At 71.0% G+C, this 26,077-nt stretch carries 14 protein-coding genes and 1 pseudogene; 6 read left to right on the plus strand and 9 right to left on the minus strand.

Annotated features, from left to right (window positions below):
* Window positions 1-45 precede the first annotated feature (45 nt).
* A complete protein-coding gene (locus FGW37_RS04250; RefSeq protein ID WP_179079825.1) occupies window positions 46-1,500 on the minus strand; it encodes an MFS transporter in 1,455 nt (484 codons plus the stop codon).
* A 173-nt stretch (window positions 1,501-1,673) separates the two neighbouring features.
* On the opposite strand from FGW37_RS04250, the gene FGW37_RS04255 reads away from it, so the two are divergent.
* Both FGW37_RS04255 and FGW37_RS04260 read left to right on the plus strand, forming a co-directional pair.
* Window positions 1,674-2,252, plus strand: a complete 579-nt coding sequence (locus FGW37_RS04255; protein ID WP_179079826.1) for a TetR/AcrR family transcriptional regulator — start codon at window positions 1,674-1,676, stop codon at window positions 2,250-2,252.
* 133 nt (window positions 2,253-2,385) lie between these two features.
* The gene (locus tag FGW37_RS04260; protein ID WP_179079827.1) at window positions 2,386-3,174 is read left to right on the plus strand and encodes an SDR family oxidoreductase; all 789 of its coding nucleotides are present in this window, start codon (window positions 2,386-2,388) and stop codon (window positions 3,172-3,174) included.
* A gap of 10 nt (window positions 3,175-3,184) precedes the next feature.
* Here FGW37_RS04260 and FGW37_RS33155 read toward each other — a convergent pair.
* Window positions 3,185-3,265: pseudogene (locus FGW37_RS33155) on the minus strand (transcriptional regulator); the annotation flags it as partial.
* 62 nt (window positions 3,266-3,327) lie between these two features.
* Between FGW37_RS33155 and FGW37_RS04265 the strand changes: the two are divergent.
* Both FGW37_RS04265 and FGW37_RS04270 read left to right on the plus strand, forming a co-directional pair.
* A complete protein-coding gene (locus FGW37_RS04265) occupies window positions 3,328-4,194 on the plus strand; it encodes a DMT family transporter (RefSeq protein WP_179079828.1) in 867 nt (288 codons plus the stop codon).
* Between the two features lie 333 nt (window positions 4,195-4,527).
* On the plus strand, window positions 4,528-6,156 hold the full coding sequence (locus FGW37_RS04270; RefSeq protein WP_246430261.1) for a hypothetical protein: 1,629 nt from the start codon (window positions 4,528-4,530) through the stop codon (window positions 6,154-6,156).
* A gap of 16 nt (window positions 6,157-6,172) precedes the next feature.
* Here FGW37_RS04270 and FGW37_RS04275 read toward each other — a convergent pair whose 3' ends face one another.
* Window positions 6,173-8,077 carry an NB-ARC domain-containing protein gene (locus tag FGW37_RS04275; protein ID WP_246430262.1) on the minus strand — a complete coding sequence of 635 codons (1,905 nt, stop codon included), beginning with the start codon at window positions 8,075-8,077 and terminating at the stop codon, window positions 6,173-6,175.
* 271 nt (window positions 8,078-8,348) lie between these two features.
* Complete coding sequence (locus tag FGW37_RS04280; RefSeq protein WP_179079831.1) at window positions 8,349-8,813, minus strand: hypothetical protein; 465 nt, start codon at window positions 8,811-8,813, stop codon at window positions 8,349-8,351.
* A gap of 376 nt (window positions 8,814-9,189) precedes the next feature.
* Between FGW37_RS04280 and FGW37_RS04285 the strand changes: the two genes are divergently transcribed.
* Entirely contained in the window at window positions 9,190-10,713 is a 1,524-nt protein-coding gene (locus FGW37_RS04285; protein ID WP_246430263.1) for a translation initiation factor 2, read from the plus strand.
* On the opposite strand, the gene FGW37_RS04290 is transcribed toward FGW37_RS04285, so the two are convergent.
* The 5 genes from FGW37_RS04290 to FGW37_RS04310 form a co-directional block, all read right to left on the minus strand.
* Window positions 10,701-12,791 (minus strand): NB-ARC domain-containing protein, encoded by a 2,091-nt coding sequence (locus FGW37_RS04290; protein ID WP_179079832.1) that lies wholly within the window; start codon window positions 12,789-12,791, stop codon window positions 10,701-10,703. The genes FGW37_RS04285 and FGW37_RS04290 overlap by 13 nt on opposite strands.
* A 110-nt stretch (window positions 12,792-12,901) precedes the next feature.
* Entirely contained in the window at window positions 12,902-13,270 is a 369-nt protein-coding gene (locus FGW37_RS04295; protein WP_179079833.1) for a hypothetical protein, read from the minus strand.
* A 556-nt stretch (window positions 13,271-13,826) separates the two neighbouring features.
* Window positions 13,827-14,906, minus strand: coding sequence for a TerC family protein (locus FGW37_RS04300; RefSeq protein WP_179079834.1), 1,080 nt, complete (start codon window positions 14,904-14,906; stop codon window positions 13,827-13,829).
* Between the two features lie 120 nt (window positions 14,907-15,026).
* On the minus strand, window positions 15,027-16,511 hold the full coding sequence (locus FGW37_RS04305; protein ID WP_246430264.1) for a SulP family inorganic anion transporter: 1,485 nt from the start codon (window positions 16,509-16,511) through the stop codon (window positions 15,027-15,029).
* Window positions 16,512-16,908: 397 nt separating this feature from the next.
* On the minus strand, window positions 16,909-18,069 hold the full coding sequence (locus tag FGW37_RS04310) for an SDR family oxidoreductase (RefSeq protein WP_179079836.1): 1,161 nt from the start codon (window positions 18,067-18,069) through the stop codon (window positions 16,909-16,911).
* Window positions 18,070-18,397: 328 nt separating this feature from the next.
* Here FGW37_RS04310 and FGW37_RS04315 point away from each other — a divergent pair, with 328 nt between their 5' ends.
* The gene (locus FGW37_RS04315; RefSeq protein ID WP_179079837.1) at window positions 18,398-26,077 is read left to right on the plus strand and encodes a type I polyketide synthase; all 7,680 of its coding nucleotides are present in this window, start codon (window positions 18,398-18,400) and stop codon (window positions 26,075-26,077) included.

Genomic DNA, 26,077 nt, shown 5'->3' on the forward strand with positions numbered 1-26,077 from the left:
GCCGGCCCCCGGGAACGGTCCCGGGGGCCGTTTCCGCGCGGGCCGTCACCCCCGCACGGTCTCCTCCTGCGGCACCGGGGCCGGGGATACGGCCCGGCGGCGGCGCAGTGCGGGGAGCATGGCGAGCACACCGAGCACGGCGAAGATCAGCGGCACCACCAGCGCGACGCGCAGGCCGTGCAGCACCTCGTCCGGGGCGGTCCCGGTGTTCGCGGCGTTGACCGCGGTCACCACGCTCAGCCCCAGCGCCGGGCCGACCTGGAACGAGGTGTTCACCAGGCCGCCGGCCACCCCCTGGTCCTCCACCGGGACGCTGTCGGCCGCGGCCATCGTGAGCGGCCCGTAGGCCAGCGAGAACCCCAGGCCGATCAGCAGGAACGACGGCAGCAGCAGCGTGGCGTAGCCGGTGTCCGCGGAGAGGAACTGGAGCAGCAGATAGGCCAGGGCCGCGGAGACGAGACCGGCCAGGATCACCCGGTCCATGCCGAACCGGCCCACCAGGGGCGCGGCGATTCGCGTCGAGAGCACGGCGGCGACCAGACCGACGGGGCTCACGGCGAACCCGGTCTCCATCGCCGACCAGCCACGGAAGTCCTGGAGGTACAGCGTCATGGTGAACAGGACGCCGATCCAGGCCCCGATCAGGGACATGGCGCCGAGGTTGGCCCGTACGAGGGCGGGGGAACGCAGGATGTCCAACCGGACCAGGGGCGTGGCGACCTTGCGCTGGATCAGCACGAACAGCACCAGCAGCAGCGCCGCGACGACGAGCGAGCCGACGGTGCGCAAGGATGCCCAGCCCGCCTCCGGCGCCTGCACCAGGGTGAACACGACCAGCAGCATGGTCGCGGTGATCGTCACCGCTCCCGCGATGTCGAAGTCCTTCGCACCGCCTGCCGGACGGGCCGAGCGCGGGACGACCCAGAGGCCGCCGACGAAGGCCAGCAGTCCGACCGCGGCGGGCGCGAAGAACACCCAGCGCCAGTTCAGGTCGGTCAGCAGCCCGCCGATGACCATGCCGAGCGCCATGCCCGTCGCACCGGTCGCGGTGAAGATGGACAGCGCCTTGTTGCGGATGTGCCCTTCGGCGAAGCTCGTGGTGATGATCGAGAACCCGGCCGGGGCGCTGAAGGCGGCGCCCACGCCGGTGACGAACCGCGCGGCGATCAGCAGCGGGCCGCCGGACGCCGCTCCGCCGACCGCGGAGCCGACGACGAAGACCGCGAGCGAGATCAGCAGCATCCGGCGCCGGCCCAGCAGGTCGGCGGCGCGCCCGCCGAGCAGCAGGAAGCCGCCGAAGCCCACCACGTAGCCGGTGATGACCCACTGCAGTGCGCTGGTCGACATGCCGAGTGCGGTGCCGATCGCCGGCAGGGCGACGCCCTTCATGGACACGTCGAGGGCGTCGAGGAACAGCGCGCCGCACAGCACGGCCAGCATGCCGTAGGCCCTGGGGGTCAGCGTCGTGAACACGGCGTTCGAAGGCGGCGGAGCGGGCATCGGAACCTCCGGGAGAGACGGACCGATCGGTCTGTAATCGGTCGGGCCCAGCATGGACCGCTCCGTGATGGGCTGTCAACGCACTTGGCCGCAAAGGCAGACCGATCGGTCCGGTGGTGTCGCCCGATCGGTCCACCGGGCGCGGACCGATCGGTCTGCTAGTCTGTGAACTCATGGCGCGCAAACCCACGCCCGACGCACGCGACCGCATCCTCGATGCCGCGGCCGATCTGTTCGACCGCTTCGGCGTGCACGCTGTCGGGATGCAGCAGATCATCGAAGAGCTCGGCTGCGGAAAGCAGCTGCTCTACCGCGAATTCGCCAGCAAGGACAAGCTGGTCGTGGCCTACCTCCAGCGCTGCACCCGGGACTGGGACGTGACGCTGGCCAGCGCCGCCGCGGCGGCGAGCACCCCCGAGGAGCAGCTCGTCGAAGTGGTCCGCGCCGTGCAGCGGATGGCACCCGGCACCCGCGGCTGCTCCCTGCGCAACACACACGCCGAGTTCCCCGACCCGGACCATCCGGCGCACCGGGTCTCCCTGGAGCACTTCAAGGAAGTACGCGAACAGCTCCGGGAGCTGGCGCGGCGCACCTCGGCTGCCAACCCCGAACGGCTGGGCGACCGGATCATGCTGATCATCGACGGTCTGTACGTGAGCGGTTCCGTGCTCGGCCCGTCGAGCGCCGCGGCCGAGGCGGTGGAGTTCGCCCGGGACGTGATCCGGGCCGAGACGTCCGTGGCCGTCCGCTGACCGGAAAACCTGTGGGCTGCCCGTAGAGACGCGGTGGATCTCTGCGGCGATACGGTGAGATCCCGCTGCAGCCGGGCCGATCGACGTGACCGATGAGCGCTGTGATGATGAGCGCCGTAATAAGGAGAACATCGTGGGCCAGCCCAAGCGCGTTGCGCTGATCAGCGGAGCCAGCCGGGGAATCGGTGCCGCCACTGCCCGGGAAATGGGGCGACGCGGATACCACGTGGTCGTCAATTACCGGAACAGCGCCGGACCCGCCGAGGCGGTCGTCGACGCCATCGAACAGGACGGCGGTTCCGCGCAGGCCGCCCGGGCCGATGTCTGCGACGGCGGGCAGGTCGCCGACCTCGTCGGGAAGGTGTACGCCGAACACGGCCGCATCGACGCGCTGATCTGCAACGCCAACACGGTCAACCCGTCGTTCCTGCCCTTCGCCGAGGTGGCCTGGGAGGCCTTCGCCGAGAAGATCAACGGCGAGCTGGCCGGGGTGTTCCACCTCAGCCAGCGCGTCCTCGCCGTCATGCGCGAACAGCGGTCGGGCCGGATCGTCTTCATCTCGAGCACCGCGGCGGACCACATCGGCATGGCCGTGGCGCACTCCACCGCCAAGGCCGCGCTCAACACCTTCAGCCGCCATGTCGCCGGAGTGGGCGCGCAGTACGGCGTCACGGTGAACACGGTCGCATTCGGTGCAGTGCGCACCGAAGCCTCCGGAGGGGCCTTCCAGGAGGACCTCGAGAAGTACCTGACGGACCGTTCGGTGCTCGCCCGGCTGGTCGAGCCCGAGGACGCGGCCCGCACCGTGGCCCTGGTCGCCGACGACCACTTCGGTGCGGCGACCGGTCAGCTGATCCGCGTCGACGGCGGATTCGACGTCCTCGACGCACAGCTGGGCCGACTGGCCGGGTTCTTCAGCTGAGCTGAGCGCCTTCGGCCGTCGTCCCCACGCTGGGGCTCGTGCGGGCCTGCCCGACCTGGATGATCATGCCGCGGCTGCCCCCGGAGCGGGCCGGACAGTGAACTACGGTGTGCTGCACTGCACTGATCACCACACCGTACTGCGAGGTTTCCCATGACGGCGGTCTTCGCCCTGACCACGAGCTTCCTGTGGGGGCTGGCCGACTTCGGCGGCGGGCTGCTCACCCGGCGCATACCGGCCCTGACCGTCGTCCTGGTGTCGCAGTTGCTGGCCGTGGGCGCCCTCGGGGCGATCGTCGTCGCCACGGCCGGCTGGACGGAGGCCGGCCCGCAGCTCTGGTACGCGGCCGCCGCCGGCGTCGTGGGCCCAGCGGCCATGCTCGCCTTCTACAAGGCACTGGCCCTGGGACCGATGGGGGTGGTCTCGCCACTGGGAGCGCTCGGCGGCGTCGCGGTGCCGCTGGGCGTCGGGCTCGTCCTGGGCGAGCGGCCCGGGATCCTGCAGTTCGCGGGCATCGCCGTGGCCGTCGCCGGTGTGGTCCTGGCCAGCGGTCCGAGCATGGGCGGCGCCCCCGTCCAGCGGCAGACCCTGATGCTCACCCTCGTCGCCGCCTTCGGCTTCGGTTCCGTGATGGCCCTGATCGCCGAGGCCGCGCACAACCTGACCGGGCTCTTCCTCGCCCTGTTCGTCCAGCGCGTGTGCAACGTCGTGGTGGGCGCGGGCACGCTCTACGCCTCTGTGCGCCGCGGCAACACCGCACTGCCCGAAGGCGGCTGGGGCACGATCCGCCCGGCACTGCCCGCACTCGCCTTCGTCGGCCTCGCCGACGTCGCCGCCAACGGCACCTACTCCCTCGCCGCGAACCACGGCCCCGTCACGGTGGCCGCAGTCCTCGCCTCGCTCTACCCCGTGGTCACCGCCCTCGCCGCACGCGGCGTCCTGCGCGAACGACTGCGCACGGTCCAAGCGGCGGGCGCCGGCCTGGCGCTCGTCGGCACGGTCCTGCTGGCCACGGCCTGAACCGCGGCGGAAGGGGAGGGTCAACTCGCCCCGGGTATCGTGGGTCGCCTCTCCTGCTCACTGGTTCCTCAGAAGGGTTGCTGCACCACTTGAGTTGCGATAGACGACCATGGCCGCGAACCGCGAACCGCGAACCGCGAACCGCGAACCGCGAACCGCGAACCGCGAACCGCGAACCGCGAACCGCGAGTGAGGCACGACTCACCCGAGGGCACCCGCAGATAGTCGTTCGGGGTGGCCGTGAACGGTAGGAGCAGCGGCCCCCATCTTCGTGTCCCCGTAGGCGATGACGCCTATCGCTGGGCCACGTTCCACGGTGAGAAGACACTCGTCGTGGCGGCCCGCACGGTCACATCGACTGCACGCGTTCTGGAATGCCTGCCGGCCCTCCTGCGTGGTGACAGCCGGATCACCGTCGTCTTCGCCTACGACCCCACCTCGGCCTTCAACAACGGCGTTCTCGATCTGCTCCACGACTCCGGTTGCCGGATCATGCCTTGGTCACAGCTGGAGACCGTCACACCCGACCTGATCCTGTCCGCCAGCGAGAACATCGACGTACCGGAAGGCGACTGCCCCGTACTGGTACTGCCGCACGGCATCGGCTTTCAAAAGCTCGTACCGGACTCCCGGGCCCCGCGATCCCGGCTGTCCGGCGTCGTACCGGACTCGCTGCTCGAGTCCGGGCGCGCATGGCTCGCCGTTTCGCACCCCGATCAGGAACGGCAACTGCTCGCCACCCATCCGAAGACCGCGGGTCGCACGCTGCTCGTCGGCGACCCGTGCTTCGACGAGCTGGCCGTCAGCCTGCCCCGGGCCGCCGCCTACCGGGACGCCCTGGGCGCCGCCGACGGCCGGCGTCTGGTGGTGGTCAGCTCCACCTGGGGTCCGACGTCGCTGCTCGGCCGGTACCCGAAGCTGCCGGCCGAGCTGCTCGCCGCGTTGCCGTACGACGAGTACCGGGTGGCCGCGGTCGTCCACCCCAATGTGTGGGCTGCGCATGGATCCTGGCAGATCCGTGCCCTCCAGGCCGAGGCGCTGGAAGCCGGCCTGCTGTTGATGCCGACGGTTCATGCCTGGCGGTCCGCGCTCGTCGCAGCGTCTGCCGTCGTGGGGGATCACGGATCGGTGACGCTCATGGGCGCCGCCCTCGGCAAGCCGGTGCTGCTCGCGGCGTTCGGGAGTGACTCGGTACCCGGCACAGCGGCCGCGTGCCTCGCACAGGCCGCACCTCACCTCGACCCGCGAGGAGACCTGCGCCGGCAGATCGAGGACGCCGTCCAGAGCCACAGTCCCGACCGCTACGCCGCGATCTCCGAGCTCGCCTTCGCGGAACCGGGGCTGGCGCTCACTCGGCTCCGTGCGGCACTGTATCGCCTGCTCAAACTGGCGGAGCCGACCTCCGGCCCACCGGCGGTCCTCTCGCTGCCGCACCCCGATCCCCCGGCCGCGACCGTGACCTCATGGACGGTGACCACCGCCGTCACCGCGTCCGCGGCCGGGCACCCGAGAGTTACCGTGCACCGTCACCCGGCGGCCGTTTCCGGCGACCGCCAGGAAGCGGCCGGCACCTTCCTGCACCTGGCGTGCGACGAGGCGGAACGGGACCACCGGCTGACCGAGAGTGCCTCGGTAGTGGTGCGCCGGCATCCCGCTGAGACCGCGGTCAGCGCCCTCGGCTGGATCCGGGAGACGCTGCACCGCCTCCCCGGCAGCCTCGTCTGCGGCGTGCCGGTGAACGGGAACGGCTTCCTTCTGGGCACACGTGGCGGGCTGATCACGGAGGCGACGGTCACCGGGCCGGCCATCGACCCCGGGCTGCCGGCGGCACTTGTCTACGCTTGCCTTCGTGCCGGTCTCCCCCTCGACGGTGTGCTCATGACCTTGCGAATAGGTGATGTACGGGAGGAAGAGGTCGGGCTGCGCCTCAGGCCTCGGCTACCGTCCGACGCCCGGCAGTGAGGCGAGCCCTTTCCCGTCAGGCGATGCCGCCGCCGTCATCGTCCGGTCCGGTCATGCGGTTCAGGCGTTCCCTCAGCCTCTCCGCCTCCGGGCTGCCGCCTGTCTCGTAGATCGCGCAGGCCCGTGTGAGGTGCTCTCGTACGGTTTCGGGGGCGCCGCCGATCCGCTCGACGATGTCGGCAAGCCGGACCCGGGCCTGTGCCTCGTAGTGGCTCGCCTGCTGCTCCTCCAGTGCCCGGACGGCGTCGCTCAGCACACGCGCCGCTGCATCCGTGTCACCCAGGTGCTCGTGGACGGTTCCGACGGCGGCCAGGACCCGGGCGGCCATGCGCTTGTCATTGCGGTCCATGAGTCCCTGATAGGCGCCGCGCAGAGTGGTCAGCGCCGTATCGTGGTGGCCGGCAGTGTCCTGTGCGCAGCCCAGGAAGTAGGTAGCGATGGCTACCCCGCGCCACTCCCCGGCCTCGATGTTGAGTTCGACGGAGCGCCGGTATGCCTTGACGGCGCGTTCGGCGTCGAAGCGGTCCCAGTAGCGGCCGAAGAACTCGTGCACGGACGCGGTCAGCGCCGTGTGAGCCGACACCTCCGCACAAGCAACGGCCGTCTCCAGCTCCGTACGCGCCTCGTCGTGCTGCCCGAGGTCCATCAGCGGACGCGACAGCAAGCTGCGCAGCCGTGCCTCAGCCGCCGGCATCATGGTCTCGGCAGCCGCGGCCGCGCCCAGCTCCAGGGACTCCTTCCACTCCCCGAGGTAGCGGCGGTGCAGGAACAGCACGGTGAACGCTTCCGCCAGCTGCCACACCTGCTTGTGCAGGGTCAGCCGTGATGCCTCCCGTAGGACGGCGAGGATCGTGGCACGCTCGGCGTCCAGCCACTCCAGGGGGGCCGGGCCGTCGCCTGAGAAGGGATTCGGGGCGCTGCGAAGGAGGTCGGTCAGGTTCGCGATCCGCAGCCGGTCCTCGCGTACCGCGCGATCGGCGAATGCGGTGAGAGCCAGATAGTGGGTGGCCACGCGCTCCACCACCGCGCGCTCCGTGAGCTGCGACTCCTGCTGGTCGGCGCGCTCCCGGGCGTGCAGCCGCACGAGGTCGTGGAAGCGGTAGCGGCGGTCCTCCGTCACATCGAGGAGGTTCGACCTGACCAGTGCGGCCAGCAACGACCTCGCTGTCGGTACGTCGACGCCCGCGGCGCCCGCGACCGTGCCGGCGTCGAAGGTGCGGCCGGGGAACCACCCCAGGATTCGGTACAGATGCGCGGCGTCCGCCGGGAGATCGCGATAGCTCAGCTCGAGTACGGCGGACACGGAATGGTCCCCTCCCAGCGACAAACCCTTCAGGCGGCGGGTTTCGTCATCCAGTTCTCCGGCGAGCTCGCTCATGGTCAGATCCCCCGTGGGCAGCAGGCGGGCGGCCACCAGCTGCAGGGCCTTGGGCAGGCCGCCGCAGAACCCGACGAGCTGCTCGGCCGCGTGCCGCTCGGCCGCCACGGCCGCCTCGCCGCACCGGTCGGCCAGCAACCGTAGACCGCTGCCCAGGTCCAAGGGGGCCAGGTAGACCGGGCGTGCTCCGTCCAGGGCGAGTTCGGACAGCTTGCCGTTGCTGGTGACCAGCACGACGCTCCCCGGCCCCTTGGGTACGAGGGGTCTGACCTGGGCGGGCTGATCGACGTCATCGAGCACCACCAGGACGCGCCGGTCCGCGGTCTTCGAGCGGAACAGCGAGGTTCGCTCTTCCAGGGACTTCGGGATGTAGGCGTCGTCCACCCCGAGGGACCTCAGGCACATGCCCACCGCCTCCGACACATCGCCCCCCGCCCGGCTGCGCAGGACCGCGTAGTCGACGTAGATCTGCCCGTCCGGGAACCGCGCCCGTGCCTGGTCCGCCCAGCGGCAGGCGATGGCTGTCTTGCCGACTCCGGGCATCCCCGAGATCACGCCGTATCCGACCCTGCCTGATCCGCTCCCTTCCTCGCTCAAGCAGTCATCAAGTAACGCGAGATCCGCCGAGCGGTTGATGAACCGCACGGTCAGAGGCGGCACTTGGTCGGGCCTGGACTCGGGACCGGACGGAAGGGCCGCCTGGACGTTGAACGTGATGCCGCCATGAATCTGCTGTGCCTGAACACTCGGCCCGTTGACGCTCCCGGACAGTTCGTTCCGGACGTAGGGCTGCGCGCGCCGCTCATCGAAACGCTCACTCATTCGGCTGCCCCGCGCCCTGTCCCCGGGGGGCGGAACCCGAGCTGTAGAACGTCAGGCCGGAGAACTGCTGCCCCTGAATCACGGGCCCGTTCTGTACGCCGCCACTGACGCTGTTGTGCACGGTGATCGCCGCGTCACTTCCCGCTGCTCCCGGGGCAAGTTCCGCCAGTAGCAGCCGCAGTTCCTCCGCAGCCCCGGGGTCCGCCTGGAGGGCGCGACGCAGCCTCAGCCGCCATCCGGCCTCGATGTCCGCCACAGCCGGTTCGTCCGCCACAGCACGCGCCGCCACGAGCTCCTGCTCGGACAACCGCAGCTCCTCGTCGACCGCCCCCTCATCCGCTCCCCGGGCCAGGAACCGCGCCACCCGCTCGCGCGCCTGCGACCACGTCTCCGAGACCATCAGCCCGACCAGAGTCGTCGCCCCCGAGGCCGCCAGCGCCGCCAATTCCGCCTCCATCGATCCCCCTTGCAGCAATACAGGACAGTGAACTCGCTGAAGTCACCGTAGGGAGATCACGGAGAGTTGGGTAGTCGGGCAGCCGGCACAACCGGCTGGAGCGCGTCAGCAGTACGGAAACCTGTTTGAGTCGCCGGTACGATCAACTCCATGCCGCAAGAGGCCCTTCACCATGCTTCCCCGCCCAGCGAGAGCGACGTGCCCTCTTGTGGCCCTTCAAGTAGAATGACCAGTTTCGGGCAGCGGGCAGCGGGCAGCGGGCAGCGGGCAGCGGGCCATACTCGTTGCCGTTCGCTCAGCAGGGGCTCTGCACCGGCTCCTCGACGTACTGCCCGTCTTCGAGGGTGACGAGCGCATCCTCGTCCGTTTCACGCTGATGCCCGGGTCGGCGTTCGACGCGGACGCCTTCGCGGCCCTGGAGCGCTCCGGCGCCCGTACGGTCAGCTGGGCGGAGGCACGGGCCGGCGAACACGACCTGATCCTGACCGCGAGTCCGAAGGGCGCGTTGCGCGCCCTCTCCGGCCCCGGCGTATTGCTTCCGCACGGTGCCGGCTTCAACAAGACCGTCAGCGGCGAGGGCTCCCCACATCTTCCGTCCGGTCTCGACCCCCACTACCTGCTCGTGGACGGCGAGCCATGGGCCGCGCTCCACGCGCTGGCACACGACGAACAACTCAACCGCCTCGCCGAGTACTGCCCTTCGGCGGCCGCGCGGGCGACCGTGGTGGGTGACCCGACTCTGGACCGGCTGCTCGGCTCACTCGCCCACCGGGAGAGCTACCGTTCCGCCCTGGGAACGGGCGAGCGCCGGCTCATCGTGCTCACGTCCACCTGGGGGCCCGAGTCGCTGCTCGCCCGGCGGCCCGAGCTGCCGGGCGAGCTCATCAGCCTGCTGCCGCACGACGCGTACCAACTCGGCCTTGTCCTTCATCCCAATGAGTACAGCCGGGCCGGCGCGTTCGACCTCTCCCGTCACCTCGCTCCCGCCCTGACGGCGGGCATGACCCTGGCCGGACCGTACGAGGAATGGGCCGCCCTCCTCGTGGCGGCCGATGCCGTGGTCACCGACCACGGCTCCACCGCCCTCTACGCCGCCGCCCTCGGCCGACCGGTCATCGGGGCGTACGACAGCGGGAGCGAACTGCTGCCCGGCAGCCCCATGGCACAGATGCTCACCCACGTTCCCCGGCTGGACAAAGCCGCTGACCTGGTACATGTCCTCCCGGCAGCCGAGGCCCGGGGCACCAGGGGTTTCGCCGATGCAGCCTTCGCCCTGCCCGGCCAGGCCCTGAAGCGCCTCCGGTCCGAGCTCTACCGTCTGCTGGGGCTCCGGCCGCGGACCGTCCCAGTGGCTCCGCATCCGCTCCCCCACCCGGCAGCACCCCGGCGCCCTGCGGCCTTCGCGGTACGGGCCGAGGTGGCCGGGAGCCGGATCGGCATCGAACGGTTCCCTTCGTTCACCTCCGAGGCAGTGCACCACCTGGCAGCCGAACACCCGGAAGCCGGCCTGCGCCACGTTCAGAGCGCGTCGGTGTTGTGGCGCCGTGCACGGCCCGCCTCCCCCGCGCCGCACACCAGCACCTGGACGGCGGCCGGCTGGACGGCCCGGGTACTGGAGGAAGCTCCCGGCTGCCGGACCGCTGCTGCCGTCCTCTCCCCGGAGCGGTGCCTGGTCCGGCACAGATCGGCGGGAACGTTCAGCGTCCGCATAGAGGCCTGCAGAACCAGCGACCGGGTTCGGCGCACCGATCCCGGGGCAGTGGTATCGGCGGTGCACGCCTGGCTCGGCGCGACCTCGCAGTGGAGACTGCCGGTACGGCTCTTCTGTGACATCGGTCCCCTCACGGTCCGCGTCAGGCTGGCCCCGGCCGACGAGGCGGACCTCGCCTACGAGCTCTGACCGCCGTCAGGCAGGGCACCCGAGCGTGCGGCCAGCGACCGTGCCGTCGTCCGGCACTCCTCCGCTTCGGCGGTTTCACCCAGCTCATCGGCAAGGGCGGCCAGTTCCTCCAGGACGCGCGCCTCATCGAACGTCGAACCCCGCTCGCGGGCGTTCGCCAGGGCCGCACGTACCAGACCGCCCGCTTCCGCCGCACGCCCGGCCCGCCTCAGCGCACGGCCGAGCTCGAAGCCGGCCCGCGATGTCATTCGCGACCGTTCCTGCTCCCGCGCCATGCGGTGCGCGGCACTGAGCAGGGTGACCGCCCGCTCAGGATCGCCCTGGTCGAGGGCGGTGCGACCCAGCAGGTAGGTCTGGAGCAGCACACCGTAGGCGTTTCCGATCGCCGCGTGGACTCGCCTGGCCGCTTCGAAGTCCGCGGTTGCGCCCGTCCAGTCCCGCTGCGCGGATTTCAGCAGGCCCTGGAACTCCATCACCGATGCCCGCAGCTTGCGTTCCTGCGCAGTCTCTCCCAGGGCTTCGGATGCGCCCGAAGCGTGCCGCAGCTGTTCCGCGGCCTCGTCGTACCGCTCCTGCTCCCACAGCGGCCTGGCCAGCTGACACCGCATCCGCACCATCGCCGGGAGGTGCTCCAAGCGGTCGGCGGCTGCTACGCCTGTGCGGAAGGCGTCCGTGACGTCCGCGTAATGCGGGTGGTCAAGGAAGTGTGTCCACAGCGGTTCGCACAGCGCCCAAGCGTCCTCGTAAAGCCCGGTCTCGAAGGCCAGGCGCACACAGCCGTACAGAGCGAGCCGCTGCGCTTCCAGCCACCTCAGGGCCTCCGCCTTACCAGTGAAATCGATGTCGGGGATGTCCTCGACCATCGTTTCGAGGCCTGCAAAGGTCATGCGTGGGCCGCCGGCCAGCAGATCCGCCCGGGCTGCTTGGCGCCTGTACCAGCGGATCAGCCGGCGGCGCGCCTCGGCCCTGCCCACTCCTTCAGGATCCGTCCGGCGTGCGCGGCGCTCGGCATGCCCTCGCAGCAGCTCGTGCATCCGGTACCCCTCGGGCCTGTTCTCCAGCAGCCCCGCCGACTCCAGCTCCTCCAGCGCGTCCTCGGCCGGCTGAAGACCGCAGCCGAGGAGCGCGGCGGCGGCCGGGCCCACGACGGCGGGAGCAGGGTGCTGCGGCAGCAGACGGTAAAGCCGTCCGGCCTCCGGCTCCAGCCCGGAGTACGCGGCGTCCCAGACTGCTTCGATCACGGGGATGCCCCTCTCGTGCAGCTCCGCGGTGAGCTCGGTGACCAGCCGGGACAGGCTGCGCCGGCGGTACTTGCGGATCCACTGGCCGGCCACCTGGAGGGCCGCAGGCAGTCCACCGCAGCTACGGGCGAGCTCCACAACGGCGTCGGGTCTCGCTGCGAGCCGCGGGTCGTTCACGATCTTCGAGAGCAGGCGTACCGCATCGTCCACGGCCAGCGGATTGACGGGCACCTCGACCGCGGCCACGCCATCGAGGTCGTAGAGCAGCCCCTGACTCGTCACGATCACCAGGCTGTGCGCAGAAGCAGGGAGCAGTGGTACGGCCTCAGCACCGTAGCGGGCATTGTCGATCACCACGATGAGACGCTTGTCCCGAGAGCGCGTCCAGTACTGCTTCGAACGGCCGGCGAATGACCGCTCCAGCCAATCCGGTGAGACGCCCAGACCGGTGAGCAGTTCCCCGAGCGCGTCCGCCACCTCCACAGCCCCGTCCCGGCGCAGGTCGTCGAGATCGACGTACAACACACCGTCGGGATACCTGTCGCCGAGCTGACGCGCGACGTGGAATCCCAATGCCGTCTTGCCGATCCCGCCGATCCCGGTCAACGCCACCACGAGCGGTCCCTCATGGTCCGCGTGGCTTGCTGCGGCTTCTGCAATGCGCTCTTGCTCGGCCTGCCGGTCCTCGAAGTGCGCCGGTGCGGGCGGCAACTGAGACGGGGTCGGCTGAGGTGACACGGCTGCTGCGTGCAGGTGCTGATGCAGCTCTCCCACGCGACCGGCCTGGACCACCACGTCCGCCCGTCCGTCCAGACTGTTGTACGTCTCCTCGGCCATCCCCCAACTCTAGAGCGTGCGAACGGGTATGACGGGTCGGTACCTTCGGTACCTGTCGCCAGGAAGGCGTTCGCCGCGGCGCGCGGGGGCGAGTGGGACGGAACGGGTTGTCACCGGGGGGCGGTGCACACGACGAAGGCTCGCATGGATTCGGGTGCGGAGCCGTTGTTCGTTCCGCGGGCGATCCAGACGGCGCCCTGGCCGAAGGTGTCGGTGAGGGCGATACGGAAGGCGGAGGTCTCGCCGCCTCCGCCGACGGGGACGCGGCCGGTGGGGCAGACCGCCGTCGCGCGCCCGTTGGCGCCCGGGGCCACTTCCACGGCGTCGCCGAAGACCTGCTCGAAGCCGCCGACGTCCATGCCTGCCCGCGCCGGGCTCTCCTTCGGGCTCGGGGCGCCGGGGTCGCCGTGGGCGGTGGCACTGGCCATACCGCCGGCCAGGACGACGACGGCGGCCAGCGCGAGGATGACGGTGCGCATCTCGACCTCCTCAAGGATGCGGAAGCTCCGATTCCCTGAGACTACGGAGAGAGATGATTCGACTACAAGACGTGATGAGGTGGTGCGGCGGGGGCGTACGGGGGTGAAGGCACTCCCCCGCTGTGCGTGACGTCGGTGAGTGGTGGAGTGCGTGGGACGGGCGTGCCGATGGGGCGGCGGGGCGCACAGTGCCCTGCGGGGCGCGTGCGGGCCTCCGGGGGCGCCGGTGCGGCCGTCGGCCGGGCCCAGTCCACCGCCCCCGGAACGGGGCTGTCAGCGATCCTGGGGTTGACCTTCTCCCGGGCTCTTCGAGTCCGGCTCCGGCTCCTCCAGGAATTCGGGGCAGTCGGGGTTGTGGCAGCGGCGTGGAGTCCACACGGGCACGAATATCCCGAAAGTCTTGTGCCGCCTCTTGGCCCTCATGGTCAGGGGCTGCTTGCAGACCGGGCAGAGAATCTCTCCCTGAGGGCCGGTCTCGTGCTGGACTTTACTCATTCTTTAACCATAAATCCTGTGGTCGGAGCAGGGAGGGGCCGTGGGAGCAGCGGGCGATCGGTCAGCGCGCAGGTCCGGGCGGATCACCCGGTTCCTGGTTCTGCCGTACGCGTGCGCCGTCGTGGGGCCCGGGGGCGTCGGGGCTGTCCGGCGCCGTCGCGTCGGCCGAGGAGGCCGGCTTCTCGTTCGGCGCCACGGAGCCGCGGGGTGCGGCGGGGCGGCGCAGGCTGAGGGTGACGGATGCGGCCAGGACGACGACGATGACCGCGAGGCTGATGGGTGAGGGGATTTCCGGGATGTCGGCGCTGATCGTTTTGTGGGATGCCTGGAGGATGAGCTTGACGCCGATGAAGGCGAGGATGATCGCCAGGCCCTTGCTCAGGTAGTGGAAGCGGTCCAGGAGGCCGGCGAGCATGAAGTACAGGGCTCGCAGGCCGAGGATGGCGAAGGCGTTGCTGGTGTAGACGATGAAGGCGTCGTCGCTGACGGCGAGGACGGCGGGGACACTGTCGACGGCGAAGATCAGGTCGGCGGCCTCGATCGCGGCGACCACCGCGAGGAGCGGCGTGGCCACGCGCTTGCCGGATTCCTTGACGAAGAACTTCATGCCGGCGTACTCGTCCCTGACCGGCATGATCTTGCGGAGCAGTCGTACGGCGAAGCTCTTGCCCGGGTCGAAGCTCTCCTCCTCGTCCTTGAGGAGTTTGTAGGTGCTGTAGAAGAGGATGGCGGCGAAGGCGAACAGCACGGCGGTGAAGCGGGTGACCACGGCGACGCCGAGGGAGAGGAAGATCGCGCGAAAGACCAGGGCGCCGATGACGCCGAAGAACAGCACGCGGTGCTGGTAGGCGCGGGGCACCTTGAAGTAGGCGAAGATCACGGCGAAGACGAACAGATTGTCGACCGACAGACTCTTCTCCAGCAGCCACGCGGTGGTGTACTCCGTCCCGGCGGTGGGGCCGAGGACGAGGAAGACGACGGCGCCGAAGACCAGGGCGAGGCCCACCCACAGGCCGCTCCAGGCCGCGGCCTCCTTGAAGCCGATGACGTGCGCCGAGCGGTGGGCCAGCAGGTCCACCGCGAGCGACACGACCACCGTCGCGGCGAACGCACCCCAGAGCCAGAACGGAACCTCAAGCACGCTGGTCACTTCCCTGATGGCTCGCGCTCGCGCGCGGACCCTATGAGGAGTTTGCGGTATTTTGCTCCGCCGGGCGACTCAGAAGCGGGGATCTTGGCCTTGCCCCGGGGGCCTTTCCGGTCACGCCACGGTCACCACCTCGGGGTGCTTGACCTGCACCGCTTCCGTTCCCTCCCCGTTGTGGCGCGCCGCCCAGCCCTCCAGGGCGGTGCGGCAGGCGTGGTCGAGGTGGCGGACCTGTGAGAGGTCGAGCTCGATCGGGCGGTCCTGGGGCAGGGCCTCCAGGGTTTCCAGGAGGCGGGGCAGGCGCAGGAAGGTGACACAGCCCGTGACGGCGACGACGATGCGGCCGCGGGCCGGCTCGCGTACGTCGAGATGGAGGGTGGAGGTGGCCCAGGCCGACTTGACGACGGCGAGGAGCAGACCCAGCACCACGCCCTCGAACATGCTGGTGGTGACGATGGCGATGGCCGTGATGCTCAGGATGACGGCTTCGCCGCGGTGCTCGCGCCACAGCGGGGCGAGCTCCTTGAACGGCACGAGCTTGCAGCCGGCGTGGATCAGCACGCCGGCGAGGGCGGCCAGCGGGATGACGCCGATCGCCGCCGGGAGCAGCACGGCGAACAGCAGCAGCCACGCGCCGTGCAGGATCCGGGAGAGCTTGGTCTTCGCGCCGGCTTGGACGTTGGCGGAGCTGCGGACGATGACGGCGGTCATGGGCAGGGCGCCCAGGATGCCGCAGACGGTGTTGCCGACGCCCTGCGCCATGAGTTCTTTGTCGTAGTGGGTGCGCGGGCCGTCGTGCATGCGGTCGACCGCGGCGGCGCTGAAGAGGGACTCCGCCGAGGCGATGAGGGTGAAGGCCACGACCGTACCGAGGACGCCGATGCCGCCGAGAGCGGTGAGGTCGTTCAGGGCCGGCGGTTGGACGGCGTCGATCAGGCCCTTCACCTCCACGTTGGCGATGTCGAGGCCGCCCAGGACCGTAACGGCCGTGGCCAGGGCCACGGCCACCAGCGGACCCGGAACCACCTGGGCCTTCGCCGGGACCCTCTTCCACAGAACCAGGACGGCGATGGTGCCCGCGCCGACCGCGAAGGCGGTCAGGGCGGCACGGTCCGCGGCGATGTCCGCGATCAGGCCGGGGATGCCGACGATCTTGTCCACACCGGAGCGGGGTTGCTTGACGCCCGCCATGGTGTAGAGCTGGCCGAAGAGGAGGACGAGTCCGATGCCGGCGAGCATGCCCTGTACGACAGCCACGGAGATCGCCCGGAACCAGCGGCCGAAGCGCACGGCGCCCAGGGCGATCTGGGTCAGGCCGGTGGCCAGGACGATCGCTGCGAGGACGCCGAGGCCGAATTCCTGGACCGCTTCGAAGACCAGGACGGTCAGGCCGGCGGCGGGGCCGCTGACCTGGAGGCTGCTGCCGGGCATGGCGCCGACGACGAGGCCGCCGACGATGCCCGTGATCAGCCCGAGTTCGGCGGGCACTCCCGAGGCGACGGCCACCCCCACACACAAGGGCAGGGCCACCAGGAACACGACGAGGGAAGCCAGGACGTCACGCCGCAGGCCTACGGTGTCTTGGAGAGTCTCTGCCAAGGACTTCATGGTGGCCTACCTCCTGCGCCCACCCGAGTTGAGGAAGAGCGCGGTGCGTTCAAGGTCATCATTGACGTGCATCACCAGCCGGAAGGCATGGCAACAGGCGTTTTCTGCACGTTCGTTGACGCAAGCAGTCCGGCCGCCACTGCTCGCCACTACAGGGCTGGGCGGGCCACCAGCACATGGCGAACAGACGTGGAACACGGAACGACCGCGTTGGTTCCACCCTTTACTCGGAGATTACCTTACGGCTACAGGCAATGAGACAGTCAAGTAATGCTTTTGAAAGGGTAATTGGCGTAATCAGCACAGTGTGCGCCCCCCAGCGCACGCCCTTGAAGCACGGACCCCCGTCACGCACCGACCCGGGCCTAGGCCACCGCCTCCGCCGGGGTCAGAGCGCGCGCAGCAGGTAGGCCCTGTCGATCGGTGACGGGTCGGGCAGGCCGTCGACGGCGTGCCGGAGGTGGGTCCGGTCGTAGGTGCGTCGTTGCGCCGTGTAGGCGGACAGGTGGGTGGTGTTGGCGATGACTCCGGCCTCCATCGGCGTGGGGAAGGGAATCACCGGCATGATCTCCACGGCCGTGCCGGAGTACCGCGCTTCGAAGGCGGACTTGACCAGCGCGACCGGGGTGTTGTGCGGGTGGGTGACATGGACGGTGTGCACACCGGGGCCGGTGCCGGCGGTGGCGCGGTGCGCCATGACCCGCATCATGGCGTCGACCGCGTAATCGGCCTGGACGAGGTTGAGGGATCCTGCGGGGTCGCCGGGGATGCGCACGGTCATGGCGGTGCCGTGGGCTTCGCCGCGAAGGATCCGGGCTCCGCCGGTGCCGTCGCCGTTGATGCGCAACATGTTTTCGACGAGGCGGGCGAGGACGCCCAGCGGCTGGTCGGGGAGCCCGTCGGGCACCCGCCGGTCGGTGATGAGCAGGCTCGGACGCAGGATGGTGGCGGCCCGGCCGGTACGGCGGCACCAGGCGTGGATCAGGCGCTCGGCGGTGTGCTTGGTCTCCTCGTAGGAGACGTGGAAGCCCTCCGCGTCGCTGAGGTCGTCCTCGGTGACGTGCACGCCGTGCCGCCGGCCGGCGACGAAAGCCGTGCTGACGTGGAGCACGTGCGCGGCAGGGGCTTCCTGGGCGAGTTCCAGTACGCCGCGGGTGCCCAGGACGTTCGTTCTGTAGAGGGTGACCGGGTCGGACTGGAGGCCGAGGAACGCGCCGCAGTGCCAGACCGAGGTAAGGCGGTCCGTGATCTGCGCGCGCTCGCCGGGCTCCAGGCCCAGTCCGGGCCGCGTCAGGTCGGCGCTGAAGCAGCGCACCCGGCGGAGCGCCTCCGGGCCGGGCGGAGGGTTTTCCAGCCAGGCCATGGCGGCTTCGACGCGGGCATGCAGTTCCTGCGGAGTGCCACGGCCCAGGACGTGAACGGGCTCATCGGGCTCGTCGGTCCCGACGGTCCCGGCGCTCCCGACGGTCCCGGCGCTCCCGGCGGCCAGCAGGGCGCGGAGGATGCGGCAGCCGAGGAAGCCGGTCGCTCCGGTGAGCAGTACGGCCATGGGGGCTCCTTCGGGTTCGGGGCCATCAACTGCCCGCCGCGGGCCCGCGCGTGGTGACCATGCTGGTGAGGCCGACCGCGCGAGGCGGGGCGAGGATGCTACCCCTGCGTGGGACCACATCCACATCACTGCGCCGACGCCACTCGATACGGGCATCACCCGCCCTTAGCGCCGCATACAGCATTTCGAGTGACGAGAAGATCCATATCCTATATGGAAGATTTTCCATATTTTCATTGCATAGATCGTTCGCTACGGTGCCTGCGCACCCGAAGAACGCGAGGGGACCGGAAGCCTTCGCCACCGGATCACGGGGAGGGGCACACACATGTCCGCTGACGATGACGCGGCACCCGGCGCCGATCGAGCGATCGCGATCGTAGGAGTGGCCTGCCGTCTGCCCGGCGGCATCTCCCGGCTCGACCAGCTGTGGAGCGCGTTGGTGCAGGGCAAGGACCTGGTCGGCCACGTGCCCCCGGACCGCTTCGAGACCGACCGGTTCGTCGACACCGCCATGCCCCGGGCGGGCAAGAGCTACACCCACGCCGGCGGCTTCCTGGACGACATCGCCGGATTCGACGCCGCCTACTTCGGGATCTCGCCGAAGGAAGCGGCGCACATGGACCCGCAGCACCGGATGCTGCCGGAGCTGACCGCCGAGGCCGTCGACGACGCGGCCGTCGACCCGTCCTCGCTCGCCGGGTCCGACACCGCCGTGTACATCGGGATCTCCGACACCTCCTACGGCGCCCTGCAGATGTCGATGCTGCGTTCCGTCAACGCGTACACCATGTCGGGCGCCGCGGCGTCCATCGCGGCCAACCGCCTCTCCCACGCCTTCGACCTGCGCGGCCCCAGCATGTCCATCGACACCGCCTGTTCCTCCTCGCTGGTCGCGCTGGACCGCGCCTGCCGCACCCTCCGGGAGGGCACCAGCCGCACGGCCGTGTGCGGCGGTGCCAACGTGCTGCTCAGCCCGTACCACTACGTCGGGTTCTCCCAGGCGTCGATGCTTTCGCTGCGGGGAAGGTGCGCCTCGTTCTCCGCCCGGGCCGACGGGTTCGTACGAGCGGAGGGAGGCGCGGTCGTGCTCCTCAAACGGCTGCGCGACGCCCTCGCCGACGGCGACCGCGTCCGCGCGGTCATCCTCGGCAGCGGCGTCAACAGCGACGGACGCACCGTCGGGCTGGCCCTGCCCAATCCCCAGGCACAGGAAGACCTGTTGCGTCAGGTCTACGCGGAGGCCGGGGTGCACCCGGACGAGCTCGTGTACTTCGAGGCCCACGGCACCGGCACCCCGGTCGGTGACCCCCTGGAGACCATGGCCGTCGGCCGGGCCCTGGGCATGCGCCGGGTCACGGGCGTACTGCCCATCGGCTCGGTCAAGTCCAACCTCGGACACCTCGAACCCGCCTCCGGCATGGCGGGGCTGTGCAAGGCCCTGCTCGTCCTCGAACACCGCATGGCGCCGGCATCCCTGCACGCCGAACCGCCGCACCCGGACATCGACTTCACCGGCCTCGGCCTGACACCGGTCACGGAGAACCGCCCCCTGCCTGGCGTCGAGCGACCCGTCGTGGGCGTCAGCTCGTACGGGTTCGGCGGCGCCAACGCCCATGCGATCCTGGCGCCCGCACCACCCCTCCCCGCTCCGCGCGACTGCGCACAGCCGCCGGAGGGGCTGCCGGTGCTGGTGTCCGCGCGCTCCGGCGCAGCGCTGAAGCAGGCGGCGGCGAGCATCGCGGACCGGCTGGCCCGTGCTGCTGAGGAGGAGTTCTACGACATCGCCTCCACGTCGTGCCTGCGCCGGGGCCGGCACGGCCACCGCGCCGTCGTCCTGGCCCACACCCCTGCCGAAGCCGCCCGGCAATTCACGGCTCTCGCTGACGGCGCCGGCCCGCAAGAGCCTTCCCCCGCGGCAGAGCTCCCCGCAGAAGCGGACACGGACGCGGACGCGGAGACGGCCGCCCGGAACGCACCGGCCCACCACCAACCGCCCGCCGCCGGCGCGCGAGCCGAAGCCGTGAAGACCGGCCGCGTCGCCTTCGTCTTCACCGGCAACGGCTCCCAGTGGGCGGGTATGGGTGCGGACCTCCTCGCCCACGACGAGGTCTTCCGCTCCACGGTGACCTCGGTGGACGCCGAACTGGCACCCCTCCTGGGCTGGTCGGTGGCCGAGGCCATGGCCGCCCCGCCCGGGCAGTGGCGGCTGTCGGCCACCGAGATCACACAACCGCTCCTGTTCGCCCTGCAGCTCGGCGTGGTGGCCGTGCTGCGGTCGCGGGGCATCGAACCGGCCTCCGTACTCGGCCACAGCGTCGGCGAAGTGGCCGCCGCCCACACCGCCGGCGCGCTCAGCCTGCCGCAAGCCGCACAGGTGATCGCCGAGCGCAGCACGGCGCAGGCGGCCACGGCCGGCTGCGGGCGGATGGCCGCGGTCGGTCTGTCACCCCGGCAGGCCGAGGACGCGCTGGCCCCCTACAACGGCCTGCTGGAGATCGCCGGGCTCAACAGCCCCCACGACGTCACCGTCGCGGGTGACGCCACGGCCCTGGCCGCCCTCGGCAAGGACCTGGAACGCCGCGACGTCTTCTTCCGCGACCTCGGCCTCGACTACGCCTTCCACAGCCGCTCCATGGACGGCCAGGAGGAGCGCATCACCACCCGTCTGGCCGGCCTGTCCCCCTCCCCGCTCACCATCCCCCTGCACTCCACCGTCACCGGAGCACGGGCGAGCGGTCTGGACCTGGGCGCACCGTACTGGTGGCACAACATCCGCCGGCCGGTACGGTTCGCAGAGGCGGTCGAGCGGGCGCTGGAGGACGGCGCGGACGTACTTCTGGAGATCGGCCCCCACCCCGCGCTCGCCACCTATCTGCGCCGCTGCACAGCCGACCGCCCGCAGCAGACCGTGGCCGTCCTGCCGACCCTGCGCCGCGACGCCGGCGGCCCGGCGGCCCTCTCCACCGCGTCGGCCGCCCTGATCGCCGCAGGCGCCGCCCTCGCCCGGGACCGGTACTTCCCGCGCCCCGGCCGGGTCGCGGACCTGCCCGCCTACCCCTGGCAGCGGGAGCGGCACTGGAACGGCACCCCTCAGACCTGGGTGCACTCGAGCGGCAGCGGCGTGATCGAACACCCCCTGCTGGGCGAACGGATGCCCGCGCCGCTACCGGCCTGGGAAGGAGCCGTCGAACCCGTCCTGGTGCCGTGGCTGGCCGACCACCGGGTCGCCGGTTCGGTCGTCATGCCCGCCACCGGCTTCGCGGAGACGGCGGCGGCCGCCGGCCGGGCCGTGCTGGGCGGGCCGGTGGAGGTGGAGCACCTCGACATCCTCAGTGCGCTGGTGGTGCCCTGGCCGGACGCCTCCCGCGTCCGCACCCAGGTGTCCCTGAGCCCGGACGACGGCGTGGTGACCATCACCAGCACGGACGGCCGTGCCGGAGAACCCCGCCTGCACGCCCGAGCGCAGGTACGGGCGCTCCTGCGGCGCCGGCCCGCGCCCCTGGACGTCGACGCCCTGCGCCGTGAATGCCCACGTCTGATCGAGGACGAGGAGCACTACGCGGCGTGTACGGCGGCAGGTCTCACGTACGGCCCCGTGTTCCGGGTCCTGCGCCACCTCCGGGCGGGCGACGGCCAGGTCCTCGCCGCCTACCGCCACGACGCCCCGGGCGACCCGTACACCGCGCACCCGGCGGTACTCGACGGCGCTCTGCAGGCCGGGGCTCCCCTGCTGGCCCGGTACGTGGCGGACGGTCACGCCTACCTGCCCGCCGCGATCGCCGCGGTACGCGTGTGGAGCACGCCGGCCACCACGGGGTTCGTACGGGTCCGGGAACGCAGCCACATCGGGAACGAGGTGTGCTGGGACATCGTCCTCACGGACGAGGACGGCACGGTCACGGCGCAGCTCGACGGCTGCCGCCTCCGGCGCCTCGCGGTGCCCAATCGTCTCCCCGTCGCCACGCACCACACCGTGCTACGAGCCGCGCCGCACCCCGAGACCCCCTGCGGGCCGAGCCCGCTGCCCTCCCCGCGGCGCATCGAGGAGGCGGTGCGGCACCGGATCGCGGAGGTCATCGCCGGCTGGCAGAAGTTGGGCGAGCAGCACACCTCCGACGTCAAGAAGTTGACAGCGGGGCGCATTGCGGCGGTCATCGCCGGCATCCTCGCCGACCCGACCGAGCCTTTCTCGCTCGACGACCTCATCGAGCGGGGGGTGCAGGAACGCCATCGCCGCATGCTGCTCCTGGCCCTTCCCATGTTGCGGAACCACGGCCTGGTGGTGGCCGAGGACGGGGAGCGCTGGCGGCTGTCCGCGGAGCGGCCGGACCTCGACGCCTTCCATGAGTACGTCGTGGCGCGGACGCCTGCCCACATTGCCGAGACCTCCCTGGCCGCCTACCAGTCGGAGCATTTCGCCGACGTGCTGCGCGGCACCGAGGAGGCCACGGAGCTCCTGGTCCGGGACCCGGTCGCCAGAGCGTTGGAGCAGCTCTACGACATCGCTCCGTCCGGTCGTCTCCACCGCCTTGTGCAGACCCTCTTGCGCGAGATCGCACACCGCTGGCCTCGGGACCGCACCCTGCGCGTGCTGGAGATCGGCGCCGGCACCGGCGGGGCCACTGCGGCTCTCCTGCCGCTGCTGCCCCCGGCCCGCACGCGCTACTGCTTCAGCGACATCTCGCCCTTCTTCTTCTCCCGAGCCCAAAAACGCTTCGAGCAGTACGACTTCGTCCACTACGAGACCTTCGACCTGGACGCGGACCCGGTAGGCCAGGGCTTTCCCGCAGCCGGCTTCGACCTGGTAGTTGCGGCCAACTCGCTGCACACGGCCAAAGACCTGGACTTCGCTCTGCGCAATGTGGCCACCCTGCTGGCACCCGGGGGGATGCTGCTGGCCGTCGAGTCCCACGACCCCGAGATCCTGTTGCCGCTCTTCGGGACGCTGGACAGCTTCTTCGGCAACACCGACACCGGGCTCCGCCCGCATTGCGTGCTCCTGCCACGCGACGAGTGGCCCATCCTGCTGGCGCAGTGCGGATACACCGAGGTCGTACAGACCGGCGACGACCGGGCACCGGACCGTGACCACTTCTCCGTCATCCTCGCCTCCGTTGCCGCCGACGCCCCGCAGCCGGAGGAGCCGCCGCTGCCGGCCCCGCGGGCGGACACCGCGTATGTCGTCGTGGGAGAGACGCCGGACGAGGAGCCCTTGGTGCAAGCCGTGGCCGAGATCTTGACCGGTCACGGCAGCGGCCCCGTGCACGCGGTCGCCGACGGCACCGGGCAGACCGGCTGGGAGCCACTGCTCACCTTCGAGGAGCGCTCCGCCCCAGGGGCCTCCCCGGTCGGTACGATCTCCGTCGTGCTCGTTCTCGGCCACGCCCCGCAGAGCGACCCGGGCGAGCTGGTGGTCAGGGCCACCCGGCATGCGCAGACACTGTGTTCGCTCCTGGAAGCCCGCCGGCAGCTGCCTCACGGCGTCCGTACCGAACTGTGGCTGGTGACAGGGCCGGCCGGGGCCGTCCCCGTGCCCGAGGAGACCACCGACGCGGCCGACGCCATCCCTTGGGGAGTGGCACGCTGCCTGTTCAACGAGCAGCCGGACCTCGACTCCCGGCGCATCAGCCTCCACCGGTCCGGGGACGTGGCGGCCGATGCGCGGCGTCTGGTGCGCGAGCTTCTGGAGCCCACCGACGAGGACGAGATCGTCCTGACGGCAGGGGGCCGGTTCGTCCCCCGCATGACGGAGCGGAGCACGGCCCGCCCGGCCGACGGCACCAGGCCCTTCACCCTGCGGGTGCGCAATCCCGGCCTGACCTACCGGCTCGCCTGGGAGGAGACCGTGCCACCCGAACCGCGCCCCGGAGAAGTGGCCGTGGAGGTGCGGGCCGCCGGACTGAACTACCGTGACATCCTGCAGACCGTCGGGCTGCTGCCCGCCGAACACTCCGAAGCCGCTCACGGTCCGGCTGTCCTGGGGCTCGAATGCGCCGGTGTGGTCACCTCCTGCGGCCCCGGAGTGAGCGGAATCGAACCCGGTGACCGGGTCGCCGGGCTGGCGATCGCTTCCCTGTCCTCGCACACGGTCGCTGACGCGCGGACCGTCTGGCCCGTCCCGGACCACATGACCTTCGCCGAGGCGGCGACCATGCCCGTGGCCTTCGCCACCGTCCACTACGGGCTCGTCACGCTCGCCCGCCTCCAACCGGGTGAGACGGTCCTGGTGCACGGTGCGGCCGGCGGAGTCGGGCTCGCCGCCCTCCAGTACGCCAAGGCCTACGGAGCCCGGGTGATCGCCACGGCGGGCACCGACTTCAAACGCACGTTCCTGCGCCGCCTGGGCATCGAGCACGTCCTCGACTCCCGCACCCTCGATTTCGCCCACCGGATCGAGGAGATCACCGGCGGCAAGGGCGTGGACGTCGTCCTCAACTCCCTCGCGGGCGAGGCGCTGGCCCGCAGCCTGCAACTGCTGCGCCCCGGAGGACGGTTCGTCGAACTCGGGAAACGCGACATCCACGAGAACAAGCCACCGCGCTTGCATCCCTTCGCCAACAACATCGCGTTCTTCGGCGTGGACCTCACGAAAGTCATGGACGACCCCCGCCGGATCGATGCGCTGGTCTCGGACGTCAACGAGGCCGTCCTCCGCAGCACGTTCCACCCCCTCCCGCACAGCGTCTACCCGGCCGCCCGCGTCGAGGAGGCCTTCCGTCTGCTCCAGCACTCCCGGCACATCGGGAAGGTCGTCGTCGCCTTCGACCCGCTGGACGAGCCCCCGCTGGTCGAGCCGCGCCCGCGGCCCTTCCGGCTGAACCCGGAGGGCACCTACCTCGTCACCGGTGGTACGGGCGGCTTCGGGGCCGCCACGGCCGAGTGGCTCGCCGACCTCGGCGCCCGCCACCTGGCGCTGGTCAGCCGGCGCGGCGCCGACGCGCCCGAAGCCGCCGGCGTCCTCGCCCGCCTGGCGGGCCGGGGAGTGACCGCCACCGCGTACGCGGCCGATGCCACGGATCTGGAGGCCATGCGCGCCGTAGTGCGGGAGATCGACCTCGGCGGACACCCGCTGCGGGGCACGGCGCACTGCGCCATGGACCTCGACGACGACGTCCTCACCGACCTGGGACCCGAGCGCTTCGCCGCCGTCCTGGCGCCGAAGGCGGCCGGAGCAGCCGTACTGGACCTGCTCACCCGGGACCGGGAATGCGATCTGTTCCTGCTCCACTCCTCCCTGAGCGCCACGTACGGAACCGTCCGGCAGGCCCCGTACGCCGCCGGCAACCTCTTCCTCGAAGCCCTGGCACGCCGCCGTCACCAGGCCGGGGCCTCCGCGACCGCCATCGCCTGGGGGTCCATCAGCGAAACCGGCTACGTCGCCCGCCACGGGCTGGAGGACTCGCTCCGGACGCTAGGGCTCGAACCGATCAGCCCGTCCGAGGCGTTCGCCGCCGGCCGGGGGCTGCTCGCCGACCACGCCGACGTCGCCCTCGTCGCGCGCAGCGACTTCGCACGGGCCGCGGCGCTGCTGCCGTTGTTCGGCCGGGCCCGCCTGCGGGACCTGGCCCCGGCCCGGGGCGAGCACGACGGCCTCACCACGGACGAACTGCTCAGCACCGTGGGCCGGATGACCGGCGAGGAGGCACTGGCCTTCGTCGCCGACAACCTGGCCAAGCTGATCGCCGAGGTCCTGCACATGGACCCCGGGCAGCTGGACCACCACCGCAGGCTCGACGAGTACGGCATGGACTCCCTCATGGCCACGGAGCTCCTGCTCTCGCTGCGCCGGCGCTTCGGCGTCGAGATCCCCCCGATGGAGCTGCTGCGCAGCAACGGCACCATCGCGGACCTCGCGCAACTTGTCACCCTGCGCCTGGGACTGGGCAGGCCGGCCCAGGAGGGCGCTGTTCCCACACCCCGCCATGCCCCTGAAGAAATCCCGCCGGGCGCCGCTCCGCTCCGCGATGATGACGGAACCACAGATCAGCGACATCCCGTCGGATGA

It is taken from the genome of Streptomyces rectiverticillatus (genome assembly GCF_013394065.1).
Taxonomy (GTDB): domain Bacteria; phylum Actinomycetota; class Actinomycetes; order Streptomycetales; family Streptomycetaceae; genus Streptomyces; species Streptomyces rectiverticillatus.

Bases quoted from the DNA above. Each gene is read 5' to 3' on its own strand.
- FGW37_RS04280 (WP_179079831.1), bottom strand. From the start codon at position 8,813: ATGGAGGCGGAATTGGCGGCGCTGGCGGCCTCGGGGGCGACGACTCTG.
- FGW37_RS04290 (WP_179079832.1), bottom strand. From the start codon at position 12,791: ATGGCCGAGGAGACGTACAACAGTCTGGACGGACGGGCGGACGTGGTG.
- FGW37_RS04310 (WP_179079836.1), bottom strand. From the start codon at position 18,069: ATGGCCGTACTGCTCACCGGAGCGACCGGCTTCCTCGGCTGCCGCATC.
- FGW37_RS04265 (WP_179079828.1), top strand. From the start codon at position 3,328: ATGACGGCGGTCTTCGCCCTGACCACGAGCTTCCTGTGGGGGCTGGCC.
- FGW37_RS04295 (WP_179079833.1), bottom strand. From the start codon at position 13,270: ATGCGCACCGTCATCCTCGCGCTGGCCGCCGTCGTCGTCCTGGCCGGC.
- FGW37_RS04315 (WP_179079837.1), top strand. From the start codon at position 18,398: ATGTCCGCTGACGATGACGCGGCACCCGGCGCCGATCGAGCGATCGCG.
- FGW37_RS04285 (WP_246430263.1), top strand. From the start codon at position 9,190: ATGCCCGGGTCGGCGTTCGACGCGGACGCCTTCGCGGCCCTGGAGCGC.
- FGW37_RS04275 (WP_246430262.1), bottom strand. From the start codon at position 8,077: ATGCCCGGAGTCGGCAAGACAGCCATCGCCTGCCGCTGGGCGGACCAG.
- FGW37_RS04255 (WP_179079826.1), top strand. From the start codon at position 1,674: ATGGCGCGCAAACCCACGCCCGACGCACGCGACCGCATCCTCGATGCC.
- FGW37_RS04250 (WP_179079825.1), bottom strand. From the start codon at position 1,500: ATGCCCGCTCCGCCGCCTTCGAACGCCGTGTTCACGACGCTGACCCCC.